Source organism: Gordonia phosphorivorans (assembly GCF_042432625.1).
Classification (GTDB): domain Bacteria; phylum Actinomycetota; class Actinomycetes; order Mycobacteriales; family Mycobacteriaceae; genus Gordonia; species Gordonia phosphorivorans.
This window is the reverse complement of record NZ_JBHLWV010000012.1, coordinates 120,267-145,515: the sequence shown is the minus strand read 5'-3', so window position 1 is coordinate 145,515 and position 25,249 is coordinate 120,267. Positions and strand designations below refer to the sequence as shown.

At 71.3% G+C, this 25,249-nt stretch carries 22 protein-coding genes; 8 read left to right on the top strand and 14 right to left on the bottom strand.

Annotated elements, in window-relative coordinates:
• The first annotated feature begins 52 nt into the window (after positions 1-52).
• Positions 53-535, top strand: a complete 483-nt coding sequence (locus ACFFJD_RS04265; protein WP_382361425.1) for a PPA1309 family protein — start codon at positions 53-55, stop codon at positions 533-535.
• Positions 536-542: 7 nt separating this feature from the next.
• On the opposite strand, the gene ACFFJD_RS04260 is transcribed toward ACFFJD_RS04265, so the two are convergent.
• Complete coding sequence (locus ACFFJD_RS04260) at positions 543-1,583, bottom strand: YlbL family protein (RefSeq protein WP_382361422.1); 1,041 nt, start codon at positions 1,581-1,583, stop codon at positions 543-545.
• 56 nt (positions 1,584-1,639) lie between these two features.
• On the opposite strand from ACFFJD_RS04260, the gene ACFFJD_RS04255 reads away from it, so the two are divergent.
• The 3 genes from ACFFJD_RS04255 (at position 1,640) to ACFFJD_RS04245 (ending at position 5,419) form a co-directional block, all read left to right on the top strand.
• Positions 1,640-3,076, top strand: a complete 1,437-nt coding sequence (locus ACFFJD_RS04255; protein ID WP_382361419.1) for a zinc-dependent metalloprotease — start codon at positions 1,640-1,642, stop codon at positions 3,074-3,076.
• An 86-nt stretch (positions 3,077-3,162) separates the two neighbouring features.
• The gene (locus ACFFJD_RS04250; protein WP_382361416.1) at positions 3,163-4,182 is read left to right on the top strand and encodes a hypothetical protein; all 1,020 of its coding nucleotides are present in this window, start codon (positions 3,163-3,165) and stop codon (positions 4,180-4,182) included.
• Entirely contained in the window at positions 4,088-5,419 is a 1,332-nt protein-coding gene (locus tag ACFFJD_RS04245) for an ABC1 kinase family protein (protein WP_382361413.1), read from the top strand. Before ACFFJD_RS04250 ends, ACFFJD_RS04245 begins: the two co-directional genes overlap by 95 nt.
• A 36-nt stretch (positions 5,420-5,455) precedes the next feature.
• On the opposite strand, the gene ACFFJD_RS04240 is transcribed toward ACFFJD_RS04245, so the two are convergent.
• The 8 genes from ACFFJD_RS04240 to ACFFJD_RS04205 form a co-directional block, all read right to left on the bottom strand.
• Positions 5,456-5,728, bottom strand: coding sequence for a WhiB family transcriptional regulator (locus ACFFJD_RS04240; RefSeq protein WP_382361623.1), 273 nt, complete (start codon positions 5,726-5,728; stop codon positions 5,456-5,458).
• Between the two features lie 145 nt (positions 5,729-5,873).
• Complete coding sequence (locus tag ACFFJD_RS04235) at positions 5,874-5,996, bottom strand: hypothetical protein (RefSeq protein ID WP_382361410.1); 123 nt, start codon at positions 5,994-5,996, stop codon at positions 5,874-5,876.
• Positions 5,997-6,116: 120 nt separating this feature from the next.
• Entirely contained in the window at positions 6,117-8,117 is a 2,001-nt protein-coding gene (locus ACFFJD_RS04230; protein WP_382361407.1) for an ATP-dependent DNA helicase UvrD2, read from the bottom strand.
• A gap of 58 nt (positions 8,118-8,175) precedes the next feature.
• The gene (locus tag ACFFJD_RS04225) at positions 8,176-8,418 is read right to left on the bottom strand and encodes a mycoredoxin (RefSeq protein WP_382361404.1); all 243 of its coding nucleotides are present in this window, start codon (positions 8,416-8,418) and stop codon (positions 8,176-8,178) included.
• Positions 8,406-9,347, bottom strand: a complete 942-nt coding sequence (gene nudC, locus ACFFJD_RS04220) for an NAD(+) diphosphatase (RefSeq protein WP_382361401.1) — start codon at positions 9,345-9,347, stop codon at positions 8,406-8,408. The genes ACFFJD_RS04225 and nudC overlap by 13 nt, the downstream gene beginning before the upstream one ends.
• A gap of 5 nt (positions 9,348-9,352) precedes the next feature.
• A complete protein-coding gene (locus tag ACFFJD_RS04215) occupies positions 9,353-10,405 on the bottom strand; it encodes a potassium channel family protein (protein WP_382361398.1) in 1,053 nt (350 codons plus the stop codon).
• A 56-nt stretch (positions 10,406-10,461) separates the two neighbouring features.
• The gene (locus ACFFJD_RS04210) at positions 10,462-13,812 is read right to left on the bottom strand and encodes an ATP-dependent helicase (RefSeq protein WP_382361395.1); all 3,351 of its coding nucleotides are present in this window, start codon (positions 13,810-13,812) and stop codon (positions 10,462-10,464) included.
• Positions 13,805-17,146, bottom strand: coding sequence for an ATP-dependent helicase (locus tag ACFFJD_RS04205; RefSeq protein ID WP_382361392.1), 3,342 nt, complete (start codon positions 17,144-17,146; stop codon positions 13,805-13,807). Before ACFFJD_RS04205 ends, ACFFJD_RS04210 begins: the two co-directional genes overlap by 8 nt.
• Positions 17,147-17,182: 36 nt before the next feature.
• Between ACFFJD_RS04205 and ACFFJD_RS04200 the strand changes: the two genes are divergently transcribed.
• Together ACFFJD_RS04200 and ACFFJD_RS04195 are read left to right on the top strand one after the other, a co-directional pair.
• A complete protein-coding gene (locus tag ACFFJD_RS04200; protein WP_382361389.1) occupies positions 17,183-17,965 on the top strand; it encodes an alpha/beta fold hydrolase in 783 nt (260 codons plus the stop codon).
• A gap of 3 nt (positions 17,966-17,968) precedes the next feature.
• The gene (locus ACFFJD_RS04195; protein WP_382361386.1) at positions 17,969-18,271 is read left to right on the top strand and encodes an MGMT family protein; all 303 of its coding nucleotides are present in this window, start codon (positions 17,969-17,971) and stop codon (positions 18,269-18,271) included.
• Between the two features lie 260 nt (positions 18,272-18,531).
• Here ACFFJD_RS04195 and ACFFJD_RS04190 read toward each other — a convergent pair whose 3' ends face one another.
• The 3 genes from ACFFJD_RS04190 to ACFFJD_RS04180 all read right to left on the bottom strand — a co-directional run bounded on the left by ACFFJD_RS04190 (position 18,532) and on the right by ACFFJD_RS04180 (position 21,642).
• The gene (locus ACFFJD_RS04190) at positions 18,532-19,389 is read right to left on the bottom strand and encodes a TIGR02569 family protein (protein WP_382361383.1); all 858 of its coding nucleotides are present in this window, start codon (positions 19,387-19,389) and stop codon (positions 18,532-18,534) included.
• A 106-nt stretch (positions 19,390-19,495) separates the two neighbouring features.
• The gene (gene moeZ, locus ACFFJD_RS04185; protein WP_382361380.1) at positions 19,496-20,671 is read right to left on the bottom strand and encodes an adenylyltransferase/sulfurtransferase MoeZ; all 1,176 of its coding nucleotides are present in this window, start codon (positions 20,669-20,671) and stop codon (positions 19,496-19,498) included.
• Complete coding sequence (locus ACFFJD_RS04180; protein ID WP_382361377.1) at positions 20,668-21,642, bottom strand: DUF3152 domain-containing protein; 975 nt, start codon at positions 21,640-21,642, stop codon at positions 20,668-20,670. The genes moeZ and ACFFJD_RS04180 overlap by 4 nt, the downstream gene beginning before the upstream one ends.
• Before the next feature lie 103 nt (positions 21,643-21,745).
• Here ACFFJD_RS04180 and fasR point away from each other — a divergent pair, with 103 nt between their 5' ends.
• Complete coding sequence (gene fasR, locus ACFFJD_RS04175) at positions 21,746-22,501, top strand: HTH-type transcriptional activator FasR (RefSeq protein ID WP_382361374.1); 756 nt, start codon at positions 21,746-21,748, stop codon at positions 22,499-22,501.
• Here fasR and ACFFJD_RS04170 read toward each other — a convergent pair.
• Positions 22,498-22,731 carry a DUF3107 domain-containing protein gene (locus tag ACFFJD_RS04170; RefSeq protein WP_382361371.1) on the bottom strand — a complete coding sequence of 78 codons (234 nt, stop codon included), beginning with the start codon at positions 22,729-22,731 and terminating at the stop codon, positions 22,498-22,500. The genes fasR and ACFFJD_RS04170 overlap by 4 nt on opposite strands.
• 31 nt (positions 22,732-22,762) lie before the next feature.
• Positions 22,763-23,422 carry a ferritin-like fold-containing protein gene (locus ACFFJD_RS04165; protein ID WP_382361368.1) on the bottom strand — a complete coding sequence of 220 codons (660 nt, stop codon included), beginning with the start codon at positions 23,420-23,422 and terminating at the stop codon, positions 22,763-22,765.
• 192 nt (positions 23,423-23,614) lie between these two features.
• On the opposite strand from ACFFJD_RS04165, the gene ACFFJD_RS04160 reads away from it, so the two are divergent.
• Positions 23,615-25,240, top strand: coding sequence for a DEAD/DEAH box helicase (locus ACFFJD_RS04160; RefSeq protein WP_382361366.1), 1,626 nt, complete (start codon positions 23,615-23,617; stop codon positions 25,238-25,240).
• Positions 25,241-25,249: the final 9 nt, after the last annotated feature.

The following is a 25,249-nucleotide window of genomic DNA, read 5'->3' as shown; positions in this document are numbered from 1 at the left end:
CGGCTCCTACCTTACGCAAACACGCGAACCGGGCACGGGTCACAATGGTTCGGTGACCTACTCCCAAGCCGATCTCGGCAACGCTCTGGCCCAGTGCGCCGCCTACGCAGCCGAGCTGCCGTGGGGTTCGCCCGACCTGCTTTTCGCCCTGGTTCCCACCGCCGAACTCATGCGGCAGGCACCCGATCTGGTGAGCGAGGGCGACGACTCGCCGCTGAGCCCGGTGCTGCAGGAACTGGACGACCCCACCGCGGACACGGCCACCGTGCTGGCCGGTATCGGCTGGCCCGAGGCCGTGGCAGGCACGGCGCTGGTCACCGAGATCACCGTCGTGCCGCCCGACGGCGACGACGGCGCGGGGCGTCGTGCCCGGCTGATCGGCGGGGCCTTGCGCACCGGGCAGCGACTGGCGCTGTTGGCGTTGGAGGCCGTGGACGCCGACGACCCGAACCACCTGCGCACCCATCCGGAGCTGGCGCCGGAACTGCTCGACGCCTTGGCCGCCACCTTCGACGAGGCACCCGCCGGCGACTGAGCCCGGGTCAGCAGTGCGGGCGCGAAGCCCCGGTCCGCAGCGCCTCCAGCGAATCCATCGCGCTGGTGAGGGTGTCCACCTTGATCAGCTCCAGGCCGTCGGGCACGTCGGTCGTGGCTTCGGCGCAGTTGCCCGCCGGCACCAGGAACGACGTCGCTCCCGCGGTGCGCGCCGCGGACAGCTTGTGCGTGATGCCGCCGATCTGACCCACCGCGCCGTCCGGCGCGATGGTGCCGGTGCCCGCGATGAAGCGCCCGTCGGCCAGGTCGCCCGGCGTCAAATGGTCGATCACGGCCAGGGTCAGCATCAGTCCGGCCGACGGCCCGCCTATGTCGCCGACGTTGTAGGTGATCTTCACGTTCGGGTCGGCGCTGACCACCTTCGGGGTCACCCCGAGGAAACCCGCCTTCGGATCGTCGGGGCGGGCGCCGAGGGTCACCTCGACCACCTTCTCGGTGTTCTGCCGGTCGACGGTCACCGCGACCTTCTCCCCCGGCGCGAGCGCGCGGATCTTCTCGTGGACCTGCGCGACGGTGGAGACGGGCTCGCCGTCGAGCGCGCGGATCACGTCGTTCACTTCGAGCAGCCCCTTGGCCGGGCTGTCGTCGGCGATCGGGCCCACGCCGACGGCGGTGGGCCGCTGCAGGTAGGTCAGCGCCGCCCCGGTCGCGTTGTCCTCCGAACTGGCCATCTGCGCGACGTTCTCCTCGCGGACCTGGTCATTGGACACGCCCGACGGGAAGTACAGCTCGCGGGGCTGCAACTGGTAATCGCTGGACACCCACAGACCCAAGGCCTGGAACAGGGTGAGCCCGTCGGTCAGTGAGACGGTGGTCAGGTTGAGGTGACCGCTGGGGTCGGCGTCGACACCGCCGGTCACCTGCACCACGGGCTTGCCGTCGACCTCGCCGAGGGTGTTCACCGTCGGCCCGGGACTGAGCGCCACGTAGGGCACACGCACATTGCTGCCGAGCAGCACGAAGGCGATCAGGATGACCGCCGCGACGCCGATGGTGATCAGCCGCCGACGCGAAGGGTTGAGCCTCATTCGGCCGAGGATAACCGACGCCGCCGCAACCCGTCCGAGCCCGGTACCGTGGTGGCATGAGTGATCTGCCCTTCGGTTTCTCCTCGTCCGACGACCGCGACGACGGTGACAAGGAGCGCGCTCGGCGCGACGACAACACCGGCGGTGCCGGTGGCACCGGTGGCGCCGGCGGCTTCGGCTTCGACCCGTCGATGTTCGGCGGCGCGGCCGGCGGCGCCGGATTCGATCCGTCCCAGCTCGGTCAGATGTTCACGCAGCTCGGGCAGATGTTCAGCGGGATCGGCATGCCCGGTGCGGCCGGCTCCGGCCCGGTGAACTACGACCTCGCCGCCCGGCTGGCCCGCCAGCAGATCGGCGACTTCCGGCCGATGCTCGACTCGGAGGAGCGCGCGGTCGCCGACGCCGTGCGGCTGGCCGAGCTGTGGCTCGACGAGCAGACCGCGCTCCCGGCCGGGATCACCGTGACCCATGCCTGGACCCCCGTCGACTGGCTCGAGCAGACCCTGCCCACTTGGCGCCTGCTGTGCGATCCGATCGCCGCGTCCCTGGAGAACACCTGGCAGGACGGGCTGCCCGAAGAAGCCAAGGCCATGGCCGGGCCGATGCTCGGCATGATGTCCGGGCTCGGCGGCATGATGTTCGGCAGCCAGCTGGGGCAGGGCCTCGGGCACCTGTCGACCGGGGTGCTGACCTCCACCGACATCGGCGTGCCGCTCGCGCCGGCGGGTACCGCGGCACTGCTGCCCGAGGCCATCGCGAAGTTCGCCGAGGGCCTGGACCTGCCGGGTCAGGAGATCGTGGTGTTCCTGGCCGCCCGCGAGGCCGCCCACCAGCGACTCTTCGCCGGGGTCGGTTGGCTGCGTCAGCGCCTGCTCTCCAGCGTGGAGGACTACGCCCGCGGCATCCGCCTGGACATGAGCGGGCTGCAGGAACTCGGCTCGGGCATCGATCCGCAGGAACTGCTCGGCAACCCCGCCAAGATGGAAGAGCTGATGGGGCAGGCGGCAGCCTTCGAGCCGTCGGTCAGCCCCGAGCAGCAGGCCGCACTCACCCGGCTGGAGACCCTGCTCGCGTTGATCGAGGGCTGGGTGGAGAACGTCGTCTCGGCCGCACTGGGCGACCGCATTCCGTCGACCGCGGCCCTCACCGAGATGATGCGCCGCCGCCGCGCCACCGGCGGACCGGCCGAGCAGACGTTCGCCACCCTCATCGGTCTGGACCTGCGTCCCCGCAAGGTGCGCGAGGCCGCCGATCTGTGGCGTCGCCTGGCCGAGGCCGTCAGCGGAGCGGAGACCGACGCGGCGACCGGCAACGACACCCGCGACGGTGTGTGGGCCCATCCTGACCTGCTGCCCGATTCGACGGACCTCGACGACCCGGCCGCGTTCATCGACCGCGTGATCGGCGGCGGCACCGGCGCCTTCGACGATCCGATCGCCGAGCTCGAACGCACCATCGAGGAGGAGCGGAAGGCTCGCGGGGACGACGCCTGATCGACGGTCCACAGGGCCGGTGCCCGGCACCGGCCCTGTGGACACCGGTCTCGACGCACGGCACCTCCGGTGACACCGTGGCAGCCATGGGGCACTCGACTTCCGATCAGCTGTTACCGGTGATCAGTGCGGGCACGCCGATCCTCCCGCGCGGCGACGGCCGACTGCACGTCGGCGGCGAACCCGCCTCGGCGCTGATCCTGACCGTGGACCCGCCCGCGGACGCGCGCTCCGTCGCCCGACTCCTCGACGACCTGCGCCGCCCGCTCACCCGCGCGCAGCTCACCGGCCGGGCGCGGGCGGCGGGCCTGACCATGGCGGCGCTGACCGCGCTGCTGCAGCGGCTGGTCGCGGCGGGCAAGGCCGAACCGCCGCCCGCGCCCGACACCGCGCAGCTGCGGGTACGCATCCACGGGCGGGGCCCCTTGGCCGCGTTGCTGGCCGACGGCCTGGCCGCCCGCGACGTGCCGGTGGTCTCGGAGGCTCTCGGTCCGGCCGCCTTGGCCCCGTCCCGCCGCCTCGACTGCAATCTCCTGCTGCTCGCCGATCGCCTCATCGTCGACCCGTCGGTGCGGTTGGCGCTGATGGCCGCCCGCACGCCGCATCTGCCCGTCGTGGTGCACGACGGCGTGGGCGTGGTGGGTCCGCTGGTGTTGCCCGGACTGTCCAGCTGTCTGCAGTGCGCCGACCTGTACCGCACCGAACTGGATCCGGAGTGGCCGCGGCTGGCCGCACAGCTGGCGGCCGTGGGATGCGATGCGCACCCGGAGGCGGTCGCCGTCACCGCGACGCTGGCCTGCCAGGAAGTGGAAGGAATCGCCCGTCGGCTCCGCGCGGGCGACACCTCACCTCCGCAGACGCTCAACCATCGGCTCCGTATCCACTCCCGTCCGGCCGGAACCACCTTGGTCGCTGCAGAGCCGCATCCACGCTGCGGGTGTCGGCCAACCGCGGCTAACCCGCCGAGCCGACAGCGTGTCCACTATCCTCAGAGCAGGCGAAAGGACAGCGTTGAGCGACATCACACGGGGACAGGGCCGCCGCAATGCGAAGTTGGCAGCGCTCCCACTGGGCATGGCGGGCCGAGCGGCGGCAGGATTCGGTAAGCGACTCGCCGGTAAGAGCAAGGACGAGGTCAGCGCCGAGCTGATGGAGAAGACCGCCGAACAGCTCTTCGAGGTGCTGGGCCAGCTCAAGGGCGGGGCGATGAAGGTGGGCCAGGCGCTCTCGATCATGGAGGCCGCCGTCCCGGAGGAGTTCGGCGAGCCCTTCCGCGAGGCCCTCACCAAGCTGCAGGCCGAAGCGCCCCCGATGCCGATCGAGACCGTGCATAAGGTGCTCGACCAGCAGCTCGGGACGCGTTGGCGCGAGCGCTTCGCCTCCTTCGACGACGAACCCGCGGCGTCGGCCAGCATCGGGCAGGTACACAAGGCGGTGTGGGCCGATGGGCGCGCGGTCGCGGTGAAGGTCCAGTACCCCGGCGCCGACCAGGCGCTGAAGGCCGACCTGAAGACCCTCAGCCGGATGTCGGGCCTCATTCAGAAGCTGTCGCCCGGCACCGACGCCAAGGCGATGATCGACGAACTGATCGATCGCACCGAGGACGAGCTGGACTACATCGCCGAGGCCGACAACCAGCGGGCCTTCGCCAAGGCCTTCGACGGCGACCCGGATTTCGTGGTGCCCAAGGTGATCGCGAGCTCCCCCAAGGTGGTGGTCTCCGAGTGGATCGAGGGCACCCGCCTGAGCAAGATCATCACCGACGGCACCCGCGAGCAGCGCAACGCGGCGGCCACCAAGATGACTACGTTCGAATTCAGCTCGCCGGCCCGCGTGGGTCTGCTGCACGGCGATCCGCATCCCGGCAACTTCTTCGTGCTCGACGACGGCCGTTTCGGCGTGCTCGATTTCGGCGCGATCGGCCAGTATCCGGACGGCCTGCCGGCCGAGACCGGGCCGATCCTGGCGTTGGCGCGGGACCGGCGCTACGACGAACTCCGCGAACTGCTGGTGCAGCACAACTTCATCCGCCCGGCCTACGCGGACAAGGTCACCGGCGACGATCTGGCCAAGTACCTGCAGCCCTACGTCGACCCGCTGTACACCGACTCGTTCCACTTCACCCGCAAGTGGTTGCAGCGCGCGGCGGGGAAGGCCACCGACGTCAGCGGTGACGTGTACAAGACCTCCCGACAGCTGAACCTGCCGAAGGAATACGTGATGGTCTTCCGGGTGCTGCTGGGTTGCGTCGGCATCGCCGCGCAGCTCGACGCGGAGGCCCCGTACCGCGAGATCATGTACCGCTGGGTGCCCGGTCTCACCGAGGACGAACCCACCGCCTGACCTCGTCCGCGTAGCGGGCGTCCTCGGCGACGCCCGCTACGCGTTCTTACGGGGGCGACCGCGCGGGCGTTTGCGCGCGATCACCACGCCGCGGTCGAAGATCTCCCCGCCCCACACGCCCCACGGCTCCGCGCGGTCGATGGCTTCGGACAGGCAGGGCCGCCGCAGTGGGCACCGCAGGCACAGCGCTTTGGCGGTCTCCAGGTCGGTGGGGCTCTCGGCGAACCACAGATCCGCATCGCGGCTCTGGCACGGTAGTTCGATCTGGGGAGCAGGTCCGGGTTCGCGGGTGTCCCCGAGCCCCGGCATGGACAGTTCGGTGATGGTCATCAAGTGGCTTTCGCAGGATTGGTCAGAATGATCCGTGTGCGAAACCCGGGCCGGAGCCGAAGAACTCGGCCACGGGATTCGCTGAAGCGATTCGCCGCGGCCGGTACAGAGTCTGGTCAGTCCGTCAGATACTCGAGGTGATCGACGGGCCGCCCTCGGGGGCCACGGGGAATCGCCGGCGCGCTCGCGCAGCCGCCGGTACGCGTGCTGCTGCCAGATGGGCGCCGTAGGCCAGATGAAGCTTCATCGGACGATTCCTTCCTCGATCGGGGAGCGGTACTGAACGTCGACCAGGTTACGCCGTCGGTCCACGAGGGCACAATCTATTTTCTACCTGCGGCGATGGCACTTTCGCCCGCGCATCCGCTCAGGGCCGGTGGGCGGCGATCACGTCGAGGACCGACGCACCGATCTCGTCGATGCGTTCGGCGGTCATGCCGCTGATACCGGACAGATCGTCGGCACTGGTGGGCAGCACCCGGGCCAGCTGTTTGAGGGCGTTGCCGCTACAGACGTTCACCTCGGCGAAGTCGTGCTCGCGGGCGTAGTCGCTGCGCCACTGCTTGAGCGCCTCGAAGACCTCCCGGTCCGGCCCCCGTTTCGGCTCCGGTACCGCCGCGGGCGGCTTCTCGTGCGGCACCAATCCGTCCAGGAACCGGGAACGGCGACGCGTCGGCGCCCGCCCTTCGCCGCGCGCCAACGACCACGACAGGTGCAGATGCGTCCGGGCGCGCGTCACGGCGACGTACAGCAGGCGCCGCTCCTCCTCAAGGTTCTCGGTCTTCTTGCCGCCCCGCATGAACGGCACCGAGCCCTCGTGGACCCCGGTGATGAGCACCGCATCCCACTCCAGACCCTTGGCCGCGTGCATGGACGCGAGCGTGATGCCGCGCCGGTGTTCGCCGCCGGTCCGGGCCGCCTCGTGCAGTCCGCGCACCAGCTCGGCGAAGGTCCACGCGGGCCGTTCGGCGAGCAGTTCGTCGGCCAGCTCGACGAGCCGGGTCATCTGCTGCCAGTTCGCCCGCGCCGCCGACCCGTGCGGTTCGGTCTCGGCGTAGCCGAGCGGGGTCAACGCGGCACGCACCGCCTCGGCCGCGGTGCCCGTGGGCGGCGTGGCCTGGGCCCGGGCGCCGAGGCGGTGCAGCGCCGTCCGCACCTGCGGCCGTTCGAAGAAGCCCTTGTCGCCGCGCACCCGATAGTCGATCCCGGCCGCGCTCAACGCCGCCTCGTACTCCTGCGACTGCACGTTGATGCGGTACAGGATCGCGATCTCCTCGGCCGGGACCCCCGCGCGCAGCAGGCGCTTGACCTCGGCCACCACCCCGACCACCTCGGCGGTCTCGTCCGGGTACTCGGCGAAGGCCGGTTCCGGGCCGTCCGATCGCATTCCGATCAGTTCCAGGCGGGTTCCGGCCACGCGCCCCTGCGCGTGCCCGATCACCCCGTTGGCCAGGGCCACCACCTGGGGGGTGGACCGATAGTCGCGTTCGAGACGCACCAGGGTCGCCTCGGGATAGTCGCGGGTGAAGTCCAGCAGGTAGTCGGGGGTGGCGCCGGTGAAGCTGTAGATGGTCTGGTTGGCGTCGCCGACCACGGTGAGGTCGTCGCGCTCGCCCAGCCACCGGCGCAGGAGCTGCTGCTGCGCCGGCGTCACGTCCTGGTATTCGTCCACCACGAAACTGCGGTACCGGGAGCGGAACTCCTCGGCGATCGACGGCGTGCTGGCCAGCACCTCCGCGGTGTAGATGATGAGGTCTTCGAAGTCGAAGAGCCAGTCTCCCGAACTCGACAGCTTGGCCTCCTCGTAGGCGGCGAAGACCTGCCCGATCAGCTCCGCCCGGATCGGCACATCCCGACCGGCGCAGCGCGCGGCGTAGCGTTCCGGGGCGATCAGGCTGGACTTGGCCCACTCGATCTCACCGGCCAGATCGCGCACCAGTTCGCTGTCGGCGGTGTCCAAGCCGACCTCGCGGACGGCGCGACGCACCATCGGGAACTTGCTGTCCATCAGCTCCCAGCGCTTCTGCCCGAAGGCCATCGGCCAGAAGTAGCGCAGCTGCCGCAGCGCTGCGGCGTGGAAGGTGAGCGCCGAGACCTGGCCGCCGGCGCCGGACACGCCCAGCGCGCCGAGCCGTTCCCGCATCTCCGCGGCCGCCCGCGCGGTGAAGGTGACCGCGAGGACCTGGCTCGGATTCACCTGGCCGGAATCGACCAGGGCCGCGATACGGCGGGTGATGGTGCGGGTCTTACCGGTGCCGGCACCGGCCAGGACGCACACCGGGCCGCGCGGGGCCAGCACGGCGTCGAGTTGCTGCGGGTCGAGTCCGTCCCGGATCCCGGCGGCACCGGAGGAACGTGGACGATTCATGGCACGAGGTTCTCACGCGGTACCGACAGCCGCCGATCCACACGCGTCCGAGCAGGGGTCAGAGCAGTCCCAGCGCCGACATGACCTCGCCGATACCCGGGTTGGTCTTGGTGGAGCCGTCGGCGAACTTCACCGTGGGCACCACGTGGTTGCCGCCGTTGACGCTGCCGACGAACTCGGCGGCCGACGGATCGGCCTCGATGTCGATCTCGGTGTACTCGATCTTGTTGCGGTCCAGTCCCGACTTGAGACGGCTGCAGAACGGGCACCAGGAGGTGGTGTAGACAGTCAGATCGGCCATACCGACCATTCTAGAGGCCGGGTGCGGGCCATCGCCCAGCTGGTGATGAGCGACCGCGCGATCGACACACTCGGCGGCAGCATCAACGCCGTCTCGGCCGCGGCACTCCCCCAGTCCGCCTCCCGGGCCAGCGCTTCGCGCACCTGATCGCGGGTGAACCACTGCGCTTCGGCCAGCTCACCGTCGACCAGTTCCAGCGGCTGCGCCGGATCGGCGGTCACCTCGAAACCGAGCATCAACGACCGCGGGAACGGCCACGGCTGCGAACCGATGTACAGCGGCGAATGGGCGACGATGCCGGCTTCCTCGGCCACCTCGCGGACGACGCACTGTTCCAGCGACTCCCCCGGTTCCACGAAACCGGCCAGCGTGGAGAACCACGGGCGCGGCCACGCGTGCTGGCGTCCCAGCAGGATCGCATCGGAGCCGTCGTGCACCACCATGATCACCGCCGGATCGGTCCGTGGATACTCCTCGGTGCCGTCGGCGGCGCGCCGCACCCACCCCGACCGGTCACTGGTGGTGGGGCTGCCGTCCAACGGCGAGAACGACGACGAACGATGCCAGTTGAGGAGGCCGAGCGCGGTGGCCACCAGACCGGCCTCGTCGGGCGACAGCAGGTGCGCGCCGCTGCGCGGCTCGCCCAGCGGTTCGGCCACCTCACCGCGGCGCAGCGCCCACAGATCCACGTCGCCGAGCACGCCGAGGAAGATCGCTTCGGTCACCGGCTGCGCGTCGAGTTCGACGGCGGGCACCCAGCGCAGGGCCCCGCCGGCGTCGACCGGATAGCGGCCGCGGTCGTCCACCAGGAGCACCTGGGCCCGCGCCCATCCGGCGGCCAGTCGTTCGGCGTCGCCGCGCAACTGATCGGCGCGATCGAAGGCGGCCTGGGACAGCAGCGGCGGCGTCTGGAAGGAGAAACTGGCCATCGGAGTCAGGCCTTTCCGCCCTGCCGGACGTACAGCAGACGGTCGCCCACCTCGATCTCCTCGACGTGCGAATCGCCGACGCGGTACAGGGTGCCGTCGCGGACCACCCCGAGCACCAAGTCCTTGGTGTGGGCCGGGGACCCACCGGTCTCCGACGGCTCCACCTCGCGCTCGGCGATGGCGTAGCCCTCCTCCGGGCTGAGCAGATCCTCGACCACCTCCACCACCGACGGGGTGATGGTCGCGATGCCCAGCAGACGGCCTGCGGTCTCCGAGGAGACCACCACCGAGTTCGCGCCGGACTGCCGCATCAGGTGGGTGTTCTCCGATTCGCGGATGGCCACGACGATCTTGGCGCGCGGATTCAGCTCGCGCGCGGTCAACGTCACCATCACCGCGGTGTCGTCGCGGTTGGCCGCGATCACCAGCGCCGCGGCGTGCTGCACACCCGCCAGACGCAGCACGTCGGACTTGGTGGCATCGCCGCGGACGGTGACCAGCCCGTGCGCGGCCGCCACGTCGAGCGCGGCCTGGTTCTCGTCGACCACCACCACCTCGCTCGGTCGGACGCCGTCGGCCAGCACGGCCGCGGTCGCGGTCCGTCCCTTGGTGCCGTACCCGACGACGACGGTGTGATTACGCACCCGATTCCTCCAGTTCTGGATCTTGATCGCCTGCCGCGACCGCTCGGTGAGCACCTCGAGCGTGGTACCGATCAAGACGATCAGGAACAGCACGCGTATCGGGGTGATGAACAGGACGTTGATCAGGCGGGCCGATTCGCTGATCGGCGTGATGTCGCCGTAGCCGGTGGTCGACAGCGTGACCGCCGAGTAGTACAGCGCATCGAGGTAGGTGAGCTCGGTGCCCTTGGCGTCCCGATAGCCGGAGCGATCGACGTAGACCACCAGCGAGCACAGCAGGAGCGCCAGCAACGCCCACAGCACGCGGCGGCCGATCGCGCGGGCCGGGCTCTTCTCCAGTTCGGGGATCCGCACGATGCCCACGAGCGCGTAGTCGGGCTTGTCGAACAGGTCGTCTCCACCGAGACGGGACATGCGCAATCGCTTCCGCACCGCGGGCCCACGCGTGGTCGTCCTCACGTCTGTGAAGGCTACTCGATCGGTGCAGGCCCGACGGCCAACAGCGCGGCCAGTGCCGTCGCGTCCGGCAGATCCGCCGGTTCCAGCGTGTAGTGGTGCCGGACGTAGACGAAGGCGGCGCGCACCGCGTCGACGTCGACGCCGCGCAGACGCGCCCAGGCCACCCGGTAGGCCGCCAGCTGCAGTTCCAACGGTCCGCGTTTGGCCGGTTCGGGCACCGCGCCGGTCTTCCAGTCCACCACCAGGTAGCCCTCACCTCCGGGGGCGGCCGCGTTGCGGTCGGCGAAGACCGCGTCCATGCGGCCGCGCACCACGGTGGAGCCGATGACCGTCTCGAAGCCCACCTCCACCTCCAGCGGCGTGCGGTCGGCCCACGGCGAGCTCAGGAAGGCCGCGCGCAGCACCTCGAGGTCGTCGTCGACCGCGGTCTCGTCGGCGGCGCCGGGCAACTCGTCCAGGTCCAGCAGGCGGGTCGCGCCGAAGCGTCGTTCCACCCAGGCGTGGAAGGCGGTGCCGCGCCGGGCCATCGGGTTGGGCCGGAACGGCACGGGTCGACGCAGCCGGGCGGCGAAGGCCGCCTCGTCGGATCCCAGCTCCACCAGCTGACTCACCGACAGTTGGCCCGGCAACTCCACGTCGAGGGTCGCGACGTCGTGCCGCCGCCGTTCGGCCAGCAGCGCCGCCACCTCCTCCCGCCACGCCACGATCTCCGGATCGTCGGTGGGTGGCGGCGGGCGGGGCACCAGCGCCCGTTCCGCACGCGCCTCGTCCACGGCGAGGGCCGCCGCCAACAGTCCGGCGCGCCGCTCCCCGAGCCGGTCGACGGGCCACGCCGCGCTCACCGGATCGAGCGTCATCGGATTCTCCGTGCCGTCTTCCGGCGCGGGCGTGTCGACGTCGACGGTGAGGGCCGCCGAGTCGGCGGCGCGCACCAGTTCCACCAGCTCGACGTAGAAGTCGGAGCCGCCGCGCGGTTTGTCACCGGTGGCCGACCAGTGGTGCGCGGTCACCAGCAGCGTCTGCTTGGCCCGCGTCAAGGCCACGTACAGCAGCCGACGGTCCTCATCGAGGCGCCGGTCCTTGATGGCCTCCTTGTGCGCGGCGAGCGCCTCCTCCAGTTCCTTGCGGTCCGCCACCCCCGCGAGACGAAGGGGCGGAAAGCCTTCCGCGTCGTCGTGGCTCAGGTCCCCGCGCAGTTCCGCGGGCAGTTCCCGCGCCGAGCCCAGCCAGGTGGTGTCGGCCTTGGCGCTCGGGAAGATGCCGCGCGCCAGGTGGGGCACCACGACGATGTCCCACTCCAGCCCCTTCGCGGCGTGCACGGTGAGGATCTGCACGCGGTCCTCGGCCACCTCCACCTGTCCGGCTTCCAGTCCCTTCTCCACCGACTCGGCGGCCTCGAGGAAGCTCAGCAGGCCGGGCAGCGTCGCCCCGGGTCGCTCGGCGTAGGCCGCCACGTACTCGGCGAAGGCGTCCAGGTGCTCGCGCCCGGTGATCTTCCCGCGCATCCGGCGGGCCCGCAGCTGCGCCTCCACCGCCACGCCGATGGTCTGTTCCACGTCCGCGACCAGTTCCGGCAGCGGCTGCCCGATCCGTCGACGCAACCGTTCCAGTTCCCGCCCGAACGCCCGCACCCGCTGGTAGCCGGCCGCGGTGTACCGCTTGCCGTCGCCCGGATCGACCAGGGCATCGCCCAGGCCCGCCGCGTCGACGGCCTCGGCGGGCAGGGCCGAGGCGAGCGCCGAATCGAGCTGTTCGCGGGTGGAGACCGTGCCCGAGACCGGGTCCTGCCGCCGCGCGGCCAACTCCCGTGCCCGCTGCCACAGCGCCGCCAGGTCGGCGGCGCCGAGTTGCCACCGGGCCCCGGTGAGCAGACGCATGGCGGCGGTGCCGGCCATCGGGTCGGCCATCAGCGACAGCGTGGCCACGATGTCGGTGATCTCCGGGACGTGCAGCAGACCGCCGATGCCGACCACCTCGACCGGGATGCCGCGCGCGGAGATCTCGGCGGCCATCGGCGCGGAATCCTCGTTGCGGCGCACCAGCACCGCCGCCGTCGGCGGCTTCTGGCCGGCGTCCTCGGCCGCGCGGTAGGCGGCCTCCAGGTGATCGGCGATCCAGCGACGCTCGTCCTCGACGGTCTCGGTGAGCGCCAGCCGCACCGCACCCTCGGGGGCGCCGTCGCGCGGGCGGAGCGTGGACACCGGAACCCCGCGCGCCCGCAGCTGCGCCGACACCTCGTTGGCCAGATACAGCGTGCCCCGGCAGTTGCGCCAGCTGGTCAGCAGCTCGCGCCGGTGCGCGGGCGCCCACTGCCCGTGCCCGTCGGGCCGCGGGAAGTCGTGTGCGAAGCGCGGGAGGTTCGCGGCCGAGGCCCCGCGCCACCCGTAGATCGATTGGATCGGATCGCCCACCGCGGTCACCGCGACTGGTGTCTGCCCGGCCCCGCCGAACAGTGCCGACAGCAGCAGTCGCTGCGAATGACCGGTGTCCTGGTACTCGTCGAGCAGCACCGCCCGAATGCCGCCGCGTTCGGTCGCCACCACCTCCGGGTGGGTGGTGACCAGCCGCGCGGCCAACGACATCTGGCTGCCGAAGTCCAGGGCGCCCTGCTCGGTCATCTTGTCCCGCAGCGCCGCGACCAGCGGCAGGAACTCCCGCCGCTCGTCGATCACCGCCTGCACCCCGCGCAGGGCCTGGCTGGGCTCGGCGCGCTGCCGGGGCCCCTTGGGCAGGGTGTCGATCATGCGGTGCAGGTCCGTGCCCGCGGCGCCGATCGCCTCGTCGTCCACCAGATGCTCGGCCATCTCCGAGTACAGGTTCAGCACCGTCTCGGTGACGCTCGAGGGCACCTTGGTGGTGTTGAGCGCGTGCGGCCAGGAGGTGACCACGGAGAAGGCCAGCTGCCACAGCTCGGTCTCGCTGAGCAGGGTGGCCGACGGCTCCACCGGCAGCAGCAGCCCGTAGTCGGCGATCAGGCGACCGGCGTAGGCGTGATAGGTGCTCACCTCGGCGTCGGCGCTGCGCAGGACCTGCGTCAGCTCGCCGCCGGGATCCCAGTCGTACAGCGCCGTCGATCCGGCGAGCATGGCCAGTCGACGGCGAATGCGCGCGCCGAGTTCGCTGGCCGCCTTCCGCGTGAAGGTGAGGCCGAGGATCTCGTCGGGCGCCACCAGTCGGTTGGCCACCAACCACACCACGCGCGAGGCCATGGTCTCGGTCTTGCCCGCACCGGCACCGGCCACCACCAGCATCGGCTCCAGCGGCGCCTCGATCACCTCCACTTGCTCGTCGGTGGGCGGCGGCAGGCCGAGCGCGGCCGCCAGCACGCGCGCGCCGATCAGCGGCGCACCGGTGTCAGTCATCGATGACCGCCTTTCCGCGCAGCTGCGCGGGGCAGCTGGTGACCAGTCCGCAGTGCTGGCAGCCGGAGTTGGTGGCCGCGACGAAACCGGGGCCGACGCTGGCCCGCGCGGCGCGGCGCACCACGCCCACCCATTCGTCCACCTGTTCCGGGGTCAGCGGCTCCTGCACTCGTTCGGCGGCACCGGTCTTGCGATTGGGCGTGGCCACGTACACCAGGCGCCCGCCGCCGGTGGTGCCCGCCGGCAGCCCCTCCACCCCGCCCAGCAGCAGCGCCAGCTGGTAGGCCGCCAGCTGCGGGTGCGCGGCCGCGTCGGCCGCCGTGATCACGCTCTTCCCGGTCTTCACGTCGATCACCACCGGTCGGCCCAGTTCGTCGGTCTCCAGCCGATCGATGCGCCCGGTGAGGGTGACCGGCAGGTCGTCGGGCCGTCCGTCGGCGTCGACGCCCGGCGGCACCGCGGCGGTCAAGGCCACCTCGACGGCCGCCTCGGCGAGCTCGGACCGCGAATACTCCAGCCAGTCCCGGAAATTGGTCAGCATGGTCTCCGCCCGACGCAGTTCCCGCTCGCTGAACCACGCGGCGGGTGAGGCGACACGATCCCAGATCTCGTGCAGGGCCTTGGTGACCTCGGCATGGTCGAGCTGTCCGGCCACCGCCTGCACCAGCGTGTGCACCAGGGTTCCGGTGATCGCCGGTTCCGCGTCACCGTCGCGCCCGCCGTGGCGTTCGAGCATCCACCGCAGCGAACAGCGGCTGAGCGAGTCGACCGTCGACGGCGACAGCGTCAACGCGCCCTGCTCGGGTGTCCACAGCGGCGCCCCGCTGGACGGGTCCAACAGGCCGTACCACTGCTGCGGCGCGGCGCTGGGCACTTCCGCGTCGGCCAGTTCGGCAAGCAGCGCGGCCGCCGCGGCCCGCCGCTGGTCGCCGGTCTCCGGATCGGTGAGAGCCGCACGCAGCTCGGCCACCATCGACGGCAGCGACAGCAGACGCCGGATCCCGCCGTCGAGCGGCACCTCGTCGGATTGGTCGCCGTGCAGGTGGTGGTCGGCGCCGTAGCCGCCGAGCGCGTCGGCGATCTCGGGCACGAATCGAGACGGCGAGGCATCCCCGGTGCCGTCCTCCACCGCGGTCACCAGCAGGTGCCGCCGGGCGCGGGTGCACGCCACCAGCAGCAGTCGGCGTTCGTCGGCCAGCAGCTGGGCGTTGCGCGAGACCGTGTCCACGGCCTGCTCGTCGAGGCCGTCGAGGACGTCCAGGAGCGCGGGGGTGCCGAGCACGCTGCCGCGGCTGCGCAACGACGGCCACAGTCCGTCGAGCACGCCGGCCACGGCCACCACCTCCCATTCGCGGCCCGCCGCCGAATGCGCGGACAGCAGCTGCACCGCGTCCGCGGCGGCGGTCGGGGTGCGTGACTCGCGGGGAATCTGCAGCTGGCTCAGGTAGTGCAGGAAGCCGCTCAAACCGCCGGCCGGGACGTTGTCGGTGTACGCCGCGGCCGCCTCGAACAGCGCCAGCATGGCGTCCAGGTCGCGATCGGCCTGTCCGCCGGCACGGTCCCCGCGCAGCGACCGTCGCAGCCACGTGCGTTCCAGGCCGGAAGCCTGCCAGGCCCGCCACAGCGTCTCCTCCACGCCCAGTCCGCCGCGCTCGGCCGCCCGAACGGCCTGCACCACCTTGAGGGTCCGGGCCAGCGGCTGCGCCTCGAACTCGGTGAGACCGGCCAGGTAGGGGCCGCCGCGCTCGGGTTCGGCGAGCGCCGCAGCCAGGGCGGTGAGCGAATCGGGCGGACCGTCGGCGACGTCGGGGGTTCCGGAGGGGCTGTCGGCGAGGTCGGCGGACACGACCGCGCCCTCCTCGTGGAGCCGCCGAATGCCGCGCCGGAGACGACGCAGCTGCCCGGGACCGGCCGCCCCGATGGGGCCCGACAGCAGGGTGATCACCTCGTCCGGGCCGAGTGCGGTCGAACTGCTGCCGGCACGCAGAGCCAGCGCGAACGCCTCCACCGCGCGCTGCCGGAACAGCGGGAGATCGCTGGTCGGGGTCACCACCGGCACCCCGGCCGAGGAGAAGGCTCGACGCAGCGCGGGCAGTGCGCGGGGCACCGACCGGACGATGACGGCCATCTGCGACCACGGCACGTCGTCGAACAGATGCGCGCGCCGCAGCACGTCCGCGACGGCGGTGGCCTCCTTGGCACTGGAGGAGAAGACGCGCACCGAGGCGGCGCCGGTGCCCGCGGCCGGCTCGGGGAACGGCTGCGAGCGCGCACCCGGCAGGCGTGCGGCCAGTGCGCGACCGACCGTCGTGACCTCCCCCGCGCCGCGGTGGCCCTGCCTGAGCAGGACGTCCCGGCCGTCGGGCAGGTCGGCGAAGAATCGGGGGCTGGCCCCGCGGAACGAGTAGATCGACTGGTCGGGGTCACCGGCGATCACGGTCAGGTCGGTGCCGGTGCCGATCAGCTCCACCAGTCGGGCCGCCTGCGGATCCAGGTGCTGGGCGTCGTCGACCAGCAGGTGGCGGATCCGGGCCCGCTGCTCGGTCAGCAGGTGCGGCTCCAGCGCGAAGGCCGACAGCGCCGAACCCACCAGTTCGGCCGCATCCACCGCTTGCGGTCCGGCTTCGGGCGAGTCGATACCGACCGCACCGCGCAGCAGCATGGTCTGTTCGTACTGCGCGAAGGCGCGGCCGGCGGCCACCCATTCGTCTCGAGAGTGCTTGCGCCCCAAGGCCGTCAGGTCTTCCGGTCCCAGACCGCGTTCGGCCGCACGCATCAACAGGTCACGCAGCGCCTGCGCGAAGCCGTCGGTGGCCAACGCCGGGCGCAGTGCGGCCGGCCAGTAGCCCGCCCCGTCTTCGAGGTCGCCGGCCAGCAGCTCGCGCAGGATCACGTCCTGCTCGGAACCGGTGATCAACCGGGGCGGCGGATTGCCGTGCGCACTGGCCTGCAGCCGCAGCACCGCGAACGCGTACGAATGGACGGTCCGCACCAGCGGCTCGCGGAGTGCGGCGCCGGTGCGCGACTGCCCCGCGGCGAGCACCCGGCGGGTGATCTCGGTGCGTACGGCGGTGGCCGATCGCCGATTGGCGGTCAAGACCAGCACCGACTCCGGATCGGCGGCATCGTCGAGCAGCCGAGCGACGGCCACGTCGACCAGCAGCGCCGTCTTGCCGGTGCCCGGCCCGCCGCGCACCCGGTAGGGACGCCACGGGCGTTCCGGGTCCGCCTGATGCCCCGGCGCCAACAGCGCCTGGGCGGCTTCGGGCCAGGTGCGGGCGGGCAGCTCGAACGGCGCCGGGGAGGCGATCAGTCGAGTCTGCGCGGTGGTCATACGCCCATGGAAGCATGTGCCTGCGACACTGAGGGCATGGCCTCCGCCCTGCACACCTATGAGTTCGGTCCCACCGATGCGCCGACCGTGCTGGCCCTGCACGGCCTCACCGGGCACGGCAAACGGTGGGAGCACCTGGCACCGCTGGTGCCGCAGGTGCGCATCGTGGCGCCGGACCTGCTCGGCCATGGGCATTCGCCGTGGACGCCGCCGTGGTCGATCGAGGATCACGCGTCGGCGGTGGCCGCGGCCGTCGACGCCCATGTGCCGACCGATCGTCGTCCGCTGGTGGTGGTGGCGCACTCCTTCGGCAGCGCCGTGGCGCTGCGCTTGGCGCACGACCGCCCGGATCTGGTCAAGGGCCTGGTCCTGCTCGACCCCGCGCAGGGTCTGGCACCCGAGTTCGCGCTGGAGATGGCGCAGAACAGCGTCACCTACTGGGGCTACCCCGATGCCGCGGCCGCGCAGGCCGCCAAACGCGCCGAGGGGTGGGCCGCGGTGCCCGCGGAGATCCTGGACGGCGAGATCGTCGACCACCTGATCGCGACCGGTGACGGCGTCGCGTGGCGGGTGTGCGCTCCGGCGGCCGCGACGGCCTGGAGCGAACTGGCCCGCCCCGCCCTGTTGCCGCCACCGCATGTGCCCACTCGGATCGTGGTGGCCGAGCGCGTGCAGCCGCCCTTCGTGACCGCCGACTTCCTCGCCCGGTGCGCCGCCGAACGCGGCGACAGCGTGCGGGTGACCCGGGTCGACACCGAGCACATGGTGCCCTTCCTCGCCCCGGAGACGGTGGCGGCGCTGATTCGGGAGGTGCTGTAGCCGATGTCCCGGATCAGTGACGCGCAGATCGAAGCGGTCCGCGCCCTGATCGCGGCGATACCGCCCGGCCGGGTGAGCACCTACGGCGACCTCGCCGACGCGGTCGGTCTCACCAATCCGCGTCAGGTGGGCTGGATCCTGCGGACCGACGGCGCGGACCTGCCGTGGCAGCGGGTGGTCCCGGCGTCCGGTCGGCCGAGCACCGAGAAGGCCGCCCGCCAACTCGACCTGCTGCGCGAGGAGGGTGTGCCGATCCGCGACGGCCGCATCCTGCTTCGCGAGTGCCGTGCCCGCCTGACTCCCTGAGCAGGCCGACGTATCGCCACGTTCCCGACGAGCCGGTGGATCGTGCTCAGTACGGAGGCTCATCGCGGTCTTCGTCTTCCTCAGGGACGGCGCCGACCACGCGGTCGCGGTTCGCTGGGTCATGGCTACTCACCTCCCCGAGTGAGTCAGCACACCTGTTGGATCTGGTGTTCTACACCTACGTTAGACCCGACCTACGACAAGAACGGGTCCCGAGCACCGCGCACACCTTCAGAGGGTTCGCCGGTGTCTGCCGCGAGCTAGACGATGAGGCGGACCTTGTCGACCACGCTGAGCAGACCGGGCAGCGCCCCGGCGGTGGACCGGGGGTGCAGCGCATGCACGCCGAGCCGGAACATGGTGGCGCGCAGCAGCATCTGCGGCCACTCCTCCAGGTGCGACCACCGGTCGATGATCTCGTCGTCGGCACCGCCCCAGGCCAGCGCGTCCACCACGACGACCGCCGAGGCCCACGAGGCCGGTCGCCAGTACGGAACGATGTCGGTGATCGCCGGGGCCGCGGCGCCGGCGAACAGCACCGTCCCGAAGAGGTCGCCGTGCACCACTTGCTGGGACATCCGCACCGGCCGGCGCAGGCTGGCGAGCTCGTTGATGGCCGCCACGGAGGCTTCGCCGTCGTCCCCGGTCGGGGCGGGCATGCCGGCCCCGCGGGCCGAGCGCAGCGGCGACTCCTCCCACGCCCCGCGGTCGGCGGCGTTGAAGACGTCCACGTCGTCGAAGGGCGGCGCGGGCGGCTGCAGCAGAAAGCGCGGGCGCTCCACCTTCGCGAGCGCGCCGTTGAGCCGGTCGGCCACGGCCAGCACTTCGTCGTATCGCGGTTCCGGGCTCCCGGCCACATAGGTGTCGGCACGCCAGCCGGACACCACGTAGCGACCGTCGGAGGCGCGCAGCGGTCGTGCGATCCGCATGCCCTCGACGTAAAGATTCTCGCGGGCGTTCGCCGACCAGGCCGCGCGCGCGTGGTCGGGCACCAGGGACAGGACCACCTCCCCGACGCGCCAGCCGATCACGCCGCTGCTCTCCATGGCGATGGGCGGGTGCGCGGTCAGACCGAAGGTGGTCAACACCTGTTCCGGTGGCGCGGCGATCGTGGTCACGATGTCACAGACTACCCAGGTCAGCCGCCGCCGTCGGGGTGCCACACCGACCGCGCGTCGTCGGTCCGGGCGACACCACCCGACGCGGCGCCCTCGAGGGTTCGGATCAGTAGGTGGGCAGTTCCGGATCCACTCGCTGCGCCCAGGCCGCGATTCCGCCCTGCAGGTGCACCACTCGGTCCAGACCTGCCCGGTGCAGCGCGGCCAGCGCCTCCGCCGAGCGGATCCCGGTCTTGCAGTACAGCACCACGCGCCGGTCGTGCGGGATGTCGGCCAGCGCGGCACCGGAGACGATGCCGCCGCGCGGCACCAGCCGGGCGCCGGGCAGGTGCACGATGTCGAACTCCACCGGTTCCCGGACGTCGATCAGCACCGGCGGGTCGGCGCTGTCGAGTTCGGCGCGCAGCTGCTCGGGGGTGACGGTGTCGTCGTCGGCCACCGCGTCGTCGCCGGTCGGACCGAGGCCGCAGAACTGCTCGTAGTCGATCAGTTCGGTGATCGGCGTGCGCTCGGGATCTTGCGCGAAGCGGACGGTGCGGTGAGTCATCGCGAGGGCGTCGTAGATCAGCAGGCGCCCGAGCAACGGGTCGCCGATGCCGCAGATCAACTTGACGGCCTCGGTGCCCATCAGGGATCCGATGGTGCCGCACAGCAGCCCGAAGACGCCGCCCTCGGCGCACGACGGGACGAGTCCGGCGGGCGGTGCCTGCGGATACAGGTCCCGATAGTTGCAGCCGCGGCCGTCGGGGGCGTCTTCCCAGAATACCGAGACCTGCCCGGAGAACCGGAAGATCGACCCCCACACGTACGGCCGGTGCGCCAGCGCCGCGGCATCGTTGACCAGGTAGCGGGTGGCGAAGTTGTCGGTGCCGTCCAGGATCAGGTCGTACCGGCCGAACAGCTCCACCGCGTTGTCGGTGGTGAGCCGGAGGTCGTGCACGTGCACGTCCACCAGGGGGTTGATGGCGGCGATCGCCTCCCGCGCCGACTCGGTCTTGGCCCGACCGACGTCGGCCACGCCGTGCATGATCTGCCGTTGCAGATTGGACTCGTCGACGACGTCGAAATCGACGATCCCGAGGGTGCCCACGCCCGCGGCCGCCAGGTACAGCAGGGTCGGCGATCCGAGACCGCCGGCCCCCATCACCAGGACGCGCGCGTTCTTGAGGCGGCGCTGCCCCACCGTGCCGACCTCCGGGATGATCAGGTGTCGGCTGTACCGGGCGATCTCACCGGGAGTGAGCTCGGCGCCCGGCTCCACCAGCGGGGGCAGCGGGTTCATTTGTCCGGGTAGGGCCAGGCGCTCGGTCGGCAGGTGTACGTGCGGTTGGCCTTCATGTCTGGATCGAGCGCCATGATCTCGCTGTTGGCGGTACCGAAGGTCTGCTGCATCATGATCGGCGCCAGCCCGCCGTTCACCTCGCAGGGCAGGTGATGCTCGTAGCCGATGCCGTGGCCCACCTCGTGGTTGATCAGGTACTGCCGGTAGGCCACGTCGTCGCCGCCGAAGGCCGACGCGCCGCGCACCCACCGCGCCTCGTTGAGCACCACCCGGCCGTCCGGCGGGTAGAAGCACGAGGTCTCCAGCTTGATCTGATAGCCGCACAGCTCGCGGGAGGTCTGCGGCGAGGTCAGCGAGATCCGCAGATCCGGCTCGCCCTTGTCGATCCGCCGGAACGCCACCTTGCCGCCGCCGATCCAGCTCTTCGGATTGGCCAGCGTCGCGTCGACGAGCTTGGCGAAGCTCTTGTCGCCGCCGAAGTTCTGCGGGTTCAGGCCGTCCTCCACCTCCACGGTGTAGGTGTAGACCTCGTTGCCCGTGCCCAGCTTGTCGGTGGTGCCGGGCACGATGGAGAAGACCCGCTCCCCCTTCGCGGTGAAGGGGCCGCCGGCCGGCAGCGCACCGGCGGGCAGTGCCGCGGCCGCGATGTCGGCGGTGGGCGCACCGATGGCGGTGGTCTCCTGCGCGACGTCCACGTTGCGCGCCTTCGGATCGATCGGTGCGGCGACCTGCGTGTCGCCGCTGCCGTCGTCGGTGATGGTCACGACCAGCAGCACGACGGTCAGCACGGCGAGCACACCGATGGCGTAGGCGCGCCACCCGTAGGCGTGCACAAAACTGCCGACCGCGCCGCGTTGGCGCTCCGGTGCGGTCTCATCGCGCTCGCCGATCGGATCCCAACGGGCACGCAACGGCTGATCCGGCCGCGGGCGTCGGGGACGCACCGGGCCGGGCGAAGGTGTACCAGTCACGTCCCAACTGTCTCACAAGACAATGCCCACGCACCGCATCCACCCCGTCGGACCGGCAGCCACCCGGTTCGTCGCCGCCTCGACGGCGAGTACTCTGCTAGCCATGTCTGCCGCTGATTTCTCTGCTTCATCGGGCGCCGCTGGCGCCGCACAATACCGGAGCAGCACTCGTCTCCCGCGCAGCGCTCGCCGCCGCCAACTCCTGGATGCGGCGAGCGAGATCTTCGTCGAACGCGGCTACCACTCCGCCGGCATGGACGAGATCGCGTCCGCCGCGGGCGTCAGCAAACCAGTTCTGTACCAGCACTTTCCGTCCAAGCTCGACCTGTACATCGCCGTGGTCGACTCGCACGCGGAAAAGCTGGTGTCCGACGTGAACCGGGCGCTGCTGACCACCACCGACAATCACCGGCGCGTGCGCGCGGCCGTCGGCGCCTTCTTCGACTTCATCGACGAGGACAACTCCGGTTACCGCCTGATCTTCTCCTCCGATGCCAAGGATCCCGCCGTGATCCGCCGAGTGGAGGGCGCGACCGAGGCCTGCGTGGACGCGGTCTACGGCCTCGTGATGACCGACTCGGGCCTCGATCCGCACCGCTCCCGCATGCTCGCCGCCGGCATGGTCGGCGCCAGTCAGGTGAACGCACGCTACTGGCTGGAGGCCAACCGGCCGATCGAGAAGGCCGAAGCGGTGGACGTGACCGTCGCTCTGCTGTGGCACGGACTGTCCGGAGTGCCCCGGATCGAGGGCGGCGGCCTCGACGGCGAAGGCCTGGACGGCGGCGGCCTCGACGGCAGCGGTACCGATGCGAACGGCGCCGCTACCGAAGGCAGCGACGCCGCAGCGACTTCCGACTAGGTGGCTCCGAAGCCCACCCGGCGACTCTCCGAGCTGCCGACCTCGACGTAGGAGATCTTGCCCGCGGGCACCAGAATGCGGACGCCCTTGTCGTCGGTCAGTTCCAGCACGCCGTCGGCGGCAGCCAACGCCGCGGTGACGGCCGCGTAGACCTTGTCCGCCGCCTCTGCCGACGACAGCGACAGTTCCCGTGCGGTGTTCTCGATACCGATTTTGACCTCAACGCTCATGGTCACGAATCCTACTGCAGCCCGGCCGCACTCACGCCAAGCCGAGGGCGCGCATACGCTCGCCGTGTCGCTGCGCGATCGAATCGAAGAACCCCGCCACGTCGGTCAGGGACCCGGTCCCGGAGAACAGGAGATCGGTCACGTTCGGATCCTCGGCGAGGACCCACTGCACGTGCGTGATCGCCTCGCCCAGGAGACGACGCGCCCACAGCGTCAGCGGGGCCGCCACCCGGGGGTCGGCCGCCACGGCCGCGCGCACCTGGTCGCACGCCCAATCCGACGACGCGGTGCTCGCCATCACCTCGTGGAACACGTCGTGGGCCTCGACGGGAAGCCGGTCGACCATCTCGGCGAAGAAGTCCGCCGACATGCCGTCGCCGATGTACATCTTGACCAGCACCTCCAGCCAGGTGGAGGGGTCGGTGACCCGGTGGTACCGGTGAAAGACGTCGATGTGCTCGTCGACCGCCGCCGCCACATCGCGCCCGGCGCCCTCGATCTGCGCGGCCAGGACCCCGAAGTGCTCGATCTCCGAGCCCGTCATCGCCATCAGCGCCACCCGATCCGCGGTGGTCGGGGCCATCGCTGACTCGGCTGTCAACCGCTCCACGGCGGCGTACTCGCCGGCGAGGAAGATCTCGTAGAGGGTCGTGACAACGGGGTTCGCGGGCGCTGCGGGCGTATTCGGCATGGGAGTCAGCGTAGGCAACCGGGTACACTGTGACCAGACGAAGGCCGCAGCCGGGAGATTTCCGCTGTGCTCGTCGAACTTTGAGCGCGCACCAAGATCGCTCACGCCGGCGACCCACCGCGTTCTGCCGGGACCCGTGGAGCTTGACGTGTGCGTGCACGACGCACCCGAGAGGCACCGAAAAAAATCATCATGACCACGGATACCAGCACTTCCGCAATCCCCACAGACACGACCGACGACGTGCAGACCACCATCGTCGACGAGGGCCATCAGGCGCCCACGTTCGCCGAACTCGGCGTCGACGCGGCCATCGTCGCCGCCCTCGAGGCCGACGGCAAGGAACGCACCTTCGCGATTCAGGAACTCACGCTGCCACTGGCCCTGGCCGGCAGCGACCTGATCGGCCAGGCTCGCACCGGCATGGGCAAGACCTACGGCTTCGGCATCCCGCTCCTGCACCGCCTGGTGCACGCCACCGAGCTCGGCCTGCGCCCCCTCGACGGCACCCCGCGCGCCCTCATCATCGTCCCGACCCGCGAGCTGTGCGTCCAGGTGTACGAGGACCTGCAGACCGCCGCCAAGGGCGTCTCGGTCGACGCGCTGACCGCGTCCGGCAGCGACACCGTCGCCAACCGTCCGCTGAAGCTGACCTCGATCTACGGCGGCCGCCCGTACGACTCGCAGATCGCCGAGCTGCAGTCCGGCGTCGACGTGGTCGTCGGCACCCCGGGCCGCCTCCTCGACCTCGCCCAGCAGGGCCACCTGGTCCTCGGCAAGGTCCAGATCCTGGTGCTCGACGAGGCCGACGAGATGCTCGACCTGGGCTTCCTGCCGGACATCGAGCGCATCATGGGCGCCCTGCCCACCCCGCGCCAGACCATGCTGTTCTCGGCCACCATGCCGGGACCGATCGTGACACTGGCCCGCACCTTCCTGACCCAGCCCACGCACATCCGCGCCGAGCAGGCCAACGACTCCGCCGTGCACGAGCGCACCACCCAGTACGTCTACCGCGCGCACGCCCTGGACAAGGCCGAACTCGTGGCCCGGATCCTGCAGGCCGACGGCCGCGGCGCGACGATGATCTTCACCCGCACCAAGCGGACCGCCCAGAAGGTCGCCGACGACCTGGCCGAGCGCGGCTTCTCGGTGGGCGCCGTGCACGGCGACCTCGGGCAGGTGGCGCGCGAGAAGGCGCTGGGCCGCTTCCGCGACGGCAGCATCAACGTGCTGGTGGCCACCGATGTGGCCGCGCGCGGCATCGACATCGACGATGTGACGCACGTGATCAACTACCAGTGCCCCGAGGACGACAAGACGTACGTGCACCGGATCGGCCGTACCGGCCGCGCCGGCCGCACCGGTATCGCCATCACCTTCGTCGATTGGGACGAGCTGCACCGCTGGGAGCTGATCGACAAGGCACTCGGCCTGGGCATGCCGGAGCCGGTGGAGACCTACTCCACGTCCGAGCGACTGCAGTCCGAGCTCGGCGTGCCCGCCGAGGCCACCGGCCGGATCGGCGCCCCCGCCGCCGCGCGGTCGGGCGAGCGTCGTGAACCGCGTCGGGAGCGGGAGCCGCGCACCGACCGTCCGGCTCGGGCCCGTCGCCGCACCCGCGGCGGCCAGTCGGCGTCCGCCGACAACGCTGCGTCGACCACGACCGAGTCCGCCGCTGCCCCGGCAACGGCCGGCGACAGCACGACCGAGGCCGCCGAGGGCGGCCCGACGCGTCCGCGCCGGCGCCGCCGTCGTCGGACCAGCAGCGCCGGTGACGCCGCGGCGTCGACGGCGACTGCCGGTTCGGCCGAGTAGCGCCGACCG

Bases quoted from the DNA above. Each gene is read 5' to 3' on its own strand.
- ACFFJD_RS04240 (WP_382361623.1), bottom strand. From the start codon at position 5,728: ATGCCGGGGCTCGGGGACACCCGCGAACCCGGACCTGCTCCCCAGATC.
- nudC (WP_382361401.1), bottom strand. From the start codon at position 9,347: ATGGCCAGTTTCTCCTTCCAGACGCCGCCGCTGCTGTCCCAGGCCGCC.
- moeZ (WP_382361380.1), bottom strand. From the start codon at position 20,671: ATGAACCCGCTGCCCCCGCTGGTGGAGCCGGGCGCCGAGCTCACTCCC.
- ACFFJD_RS04215 (WP_382361398.1), bottom strand. From the start codon at position 10,405: ATGTCCCGTCTCGGTGGAGACGACCTGTTCGACAAGCCCGACTACGCG.
- ACFFJD_RS04260 (WP_382361422.1), bottom strand. From the start codon at position 1,583: ATGAGGCTCAACCCTTCGCGTCGGCGGCTGATCACCATCGGCGTCGCG.
- ACFFJD_RS04195 (WP_382361386.1), top strand. From the start codon at position 17,969: ATGTCCCGGATCAGTGACGCGCAGATCGAAGCGGTCCGCGCCCTGATC.
- ACFFJD_RS04205 (WP_382361392.1), bottom strand. From the start codon at position 17,146: ATGACCACCGCGCAGACTCGACTGATCGCCTCCCCGGCGCCGTTCGAG.
- ACFFJD_RS04170 (WP_382361371.1), bottom strand. From the start codon at position 22,731: ATGAGCGTTGAGGTCAAAATCGGTATCGAGAACACCGCACGGGAACTG.
- ACFFJD_RS04255 (WP_382361419.1), top strand. From the start codon at position 1,640: ATGAGTGATCTGCCCTTCGGTTTCTCCTCGTCCGACGACCGCGACGAC.
- ACFFJD_RS04200 (WP_382361389.1), top strand. From the start codon at position 17,183: ATGGCCTCCGCCCTGCACACCTATGAGTTCGGTCCCACCGATGCGCCG.
- ACFFJD_RS04230 (WP_382361407.1), bottom strand. From the start codon at position 8,117: ATGAATCGTCCACGTTCCTCCGGTGCCGCCGGGATCCGGGACGGACTC.
- ACFFJD_RS04165 (WP_382361368.1), bottom strand. From the start codon at position 23,422: ATGCCGAATACGCCCGCAGCGCCCGCGAACCCCGTTGTCACGACCCTC.
- ACFFJD_RS04235 (WP_382361410.1), bottom strand. From the start codon at position 5,996: ATGAAGCTTCATCTGGCCTACGGCGCCCATCTGGCAGCAGCACGCGTA.
- ACFFJD_RS04225 (WP_382361404.1), bottom strand. From the start codon at position 8,418: ATGGCCGATCTGACTGTCTACACCACCTCCTGGTGCCCGTTCTGCAGC.
- ACFFJD_RS04210 (WP_382361395.1), bottom strand. From the start codon at position 13,812: ATGACTGACACCGGTGCGCCGCTGATCGGCGCGCGCGTGCTGGCGGCC.
- fasR (WP_382361374.1), top strand. From the start codon at position 21,746: ATGTCTGCCGCTGATTTCTCTGCTTCATCGGGCGCCGCTGGCGCCGCA.
- ACFFJD_RS04250 (WP_382361416.1), top strand. From the start codon at position 3,163: ATGGGGCACTCGACTTCCGATCAGCTGTTACCGGTGATCAGTGCGGGC.
- ACFFJD_RS04160 (WP_382361366.1), top strand. From the start codon at position 23,615: ATGACCACGGATACCAGCACTTCCGCAATCCCCACAGACACGACCGAC.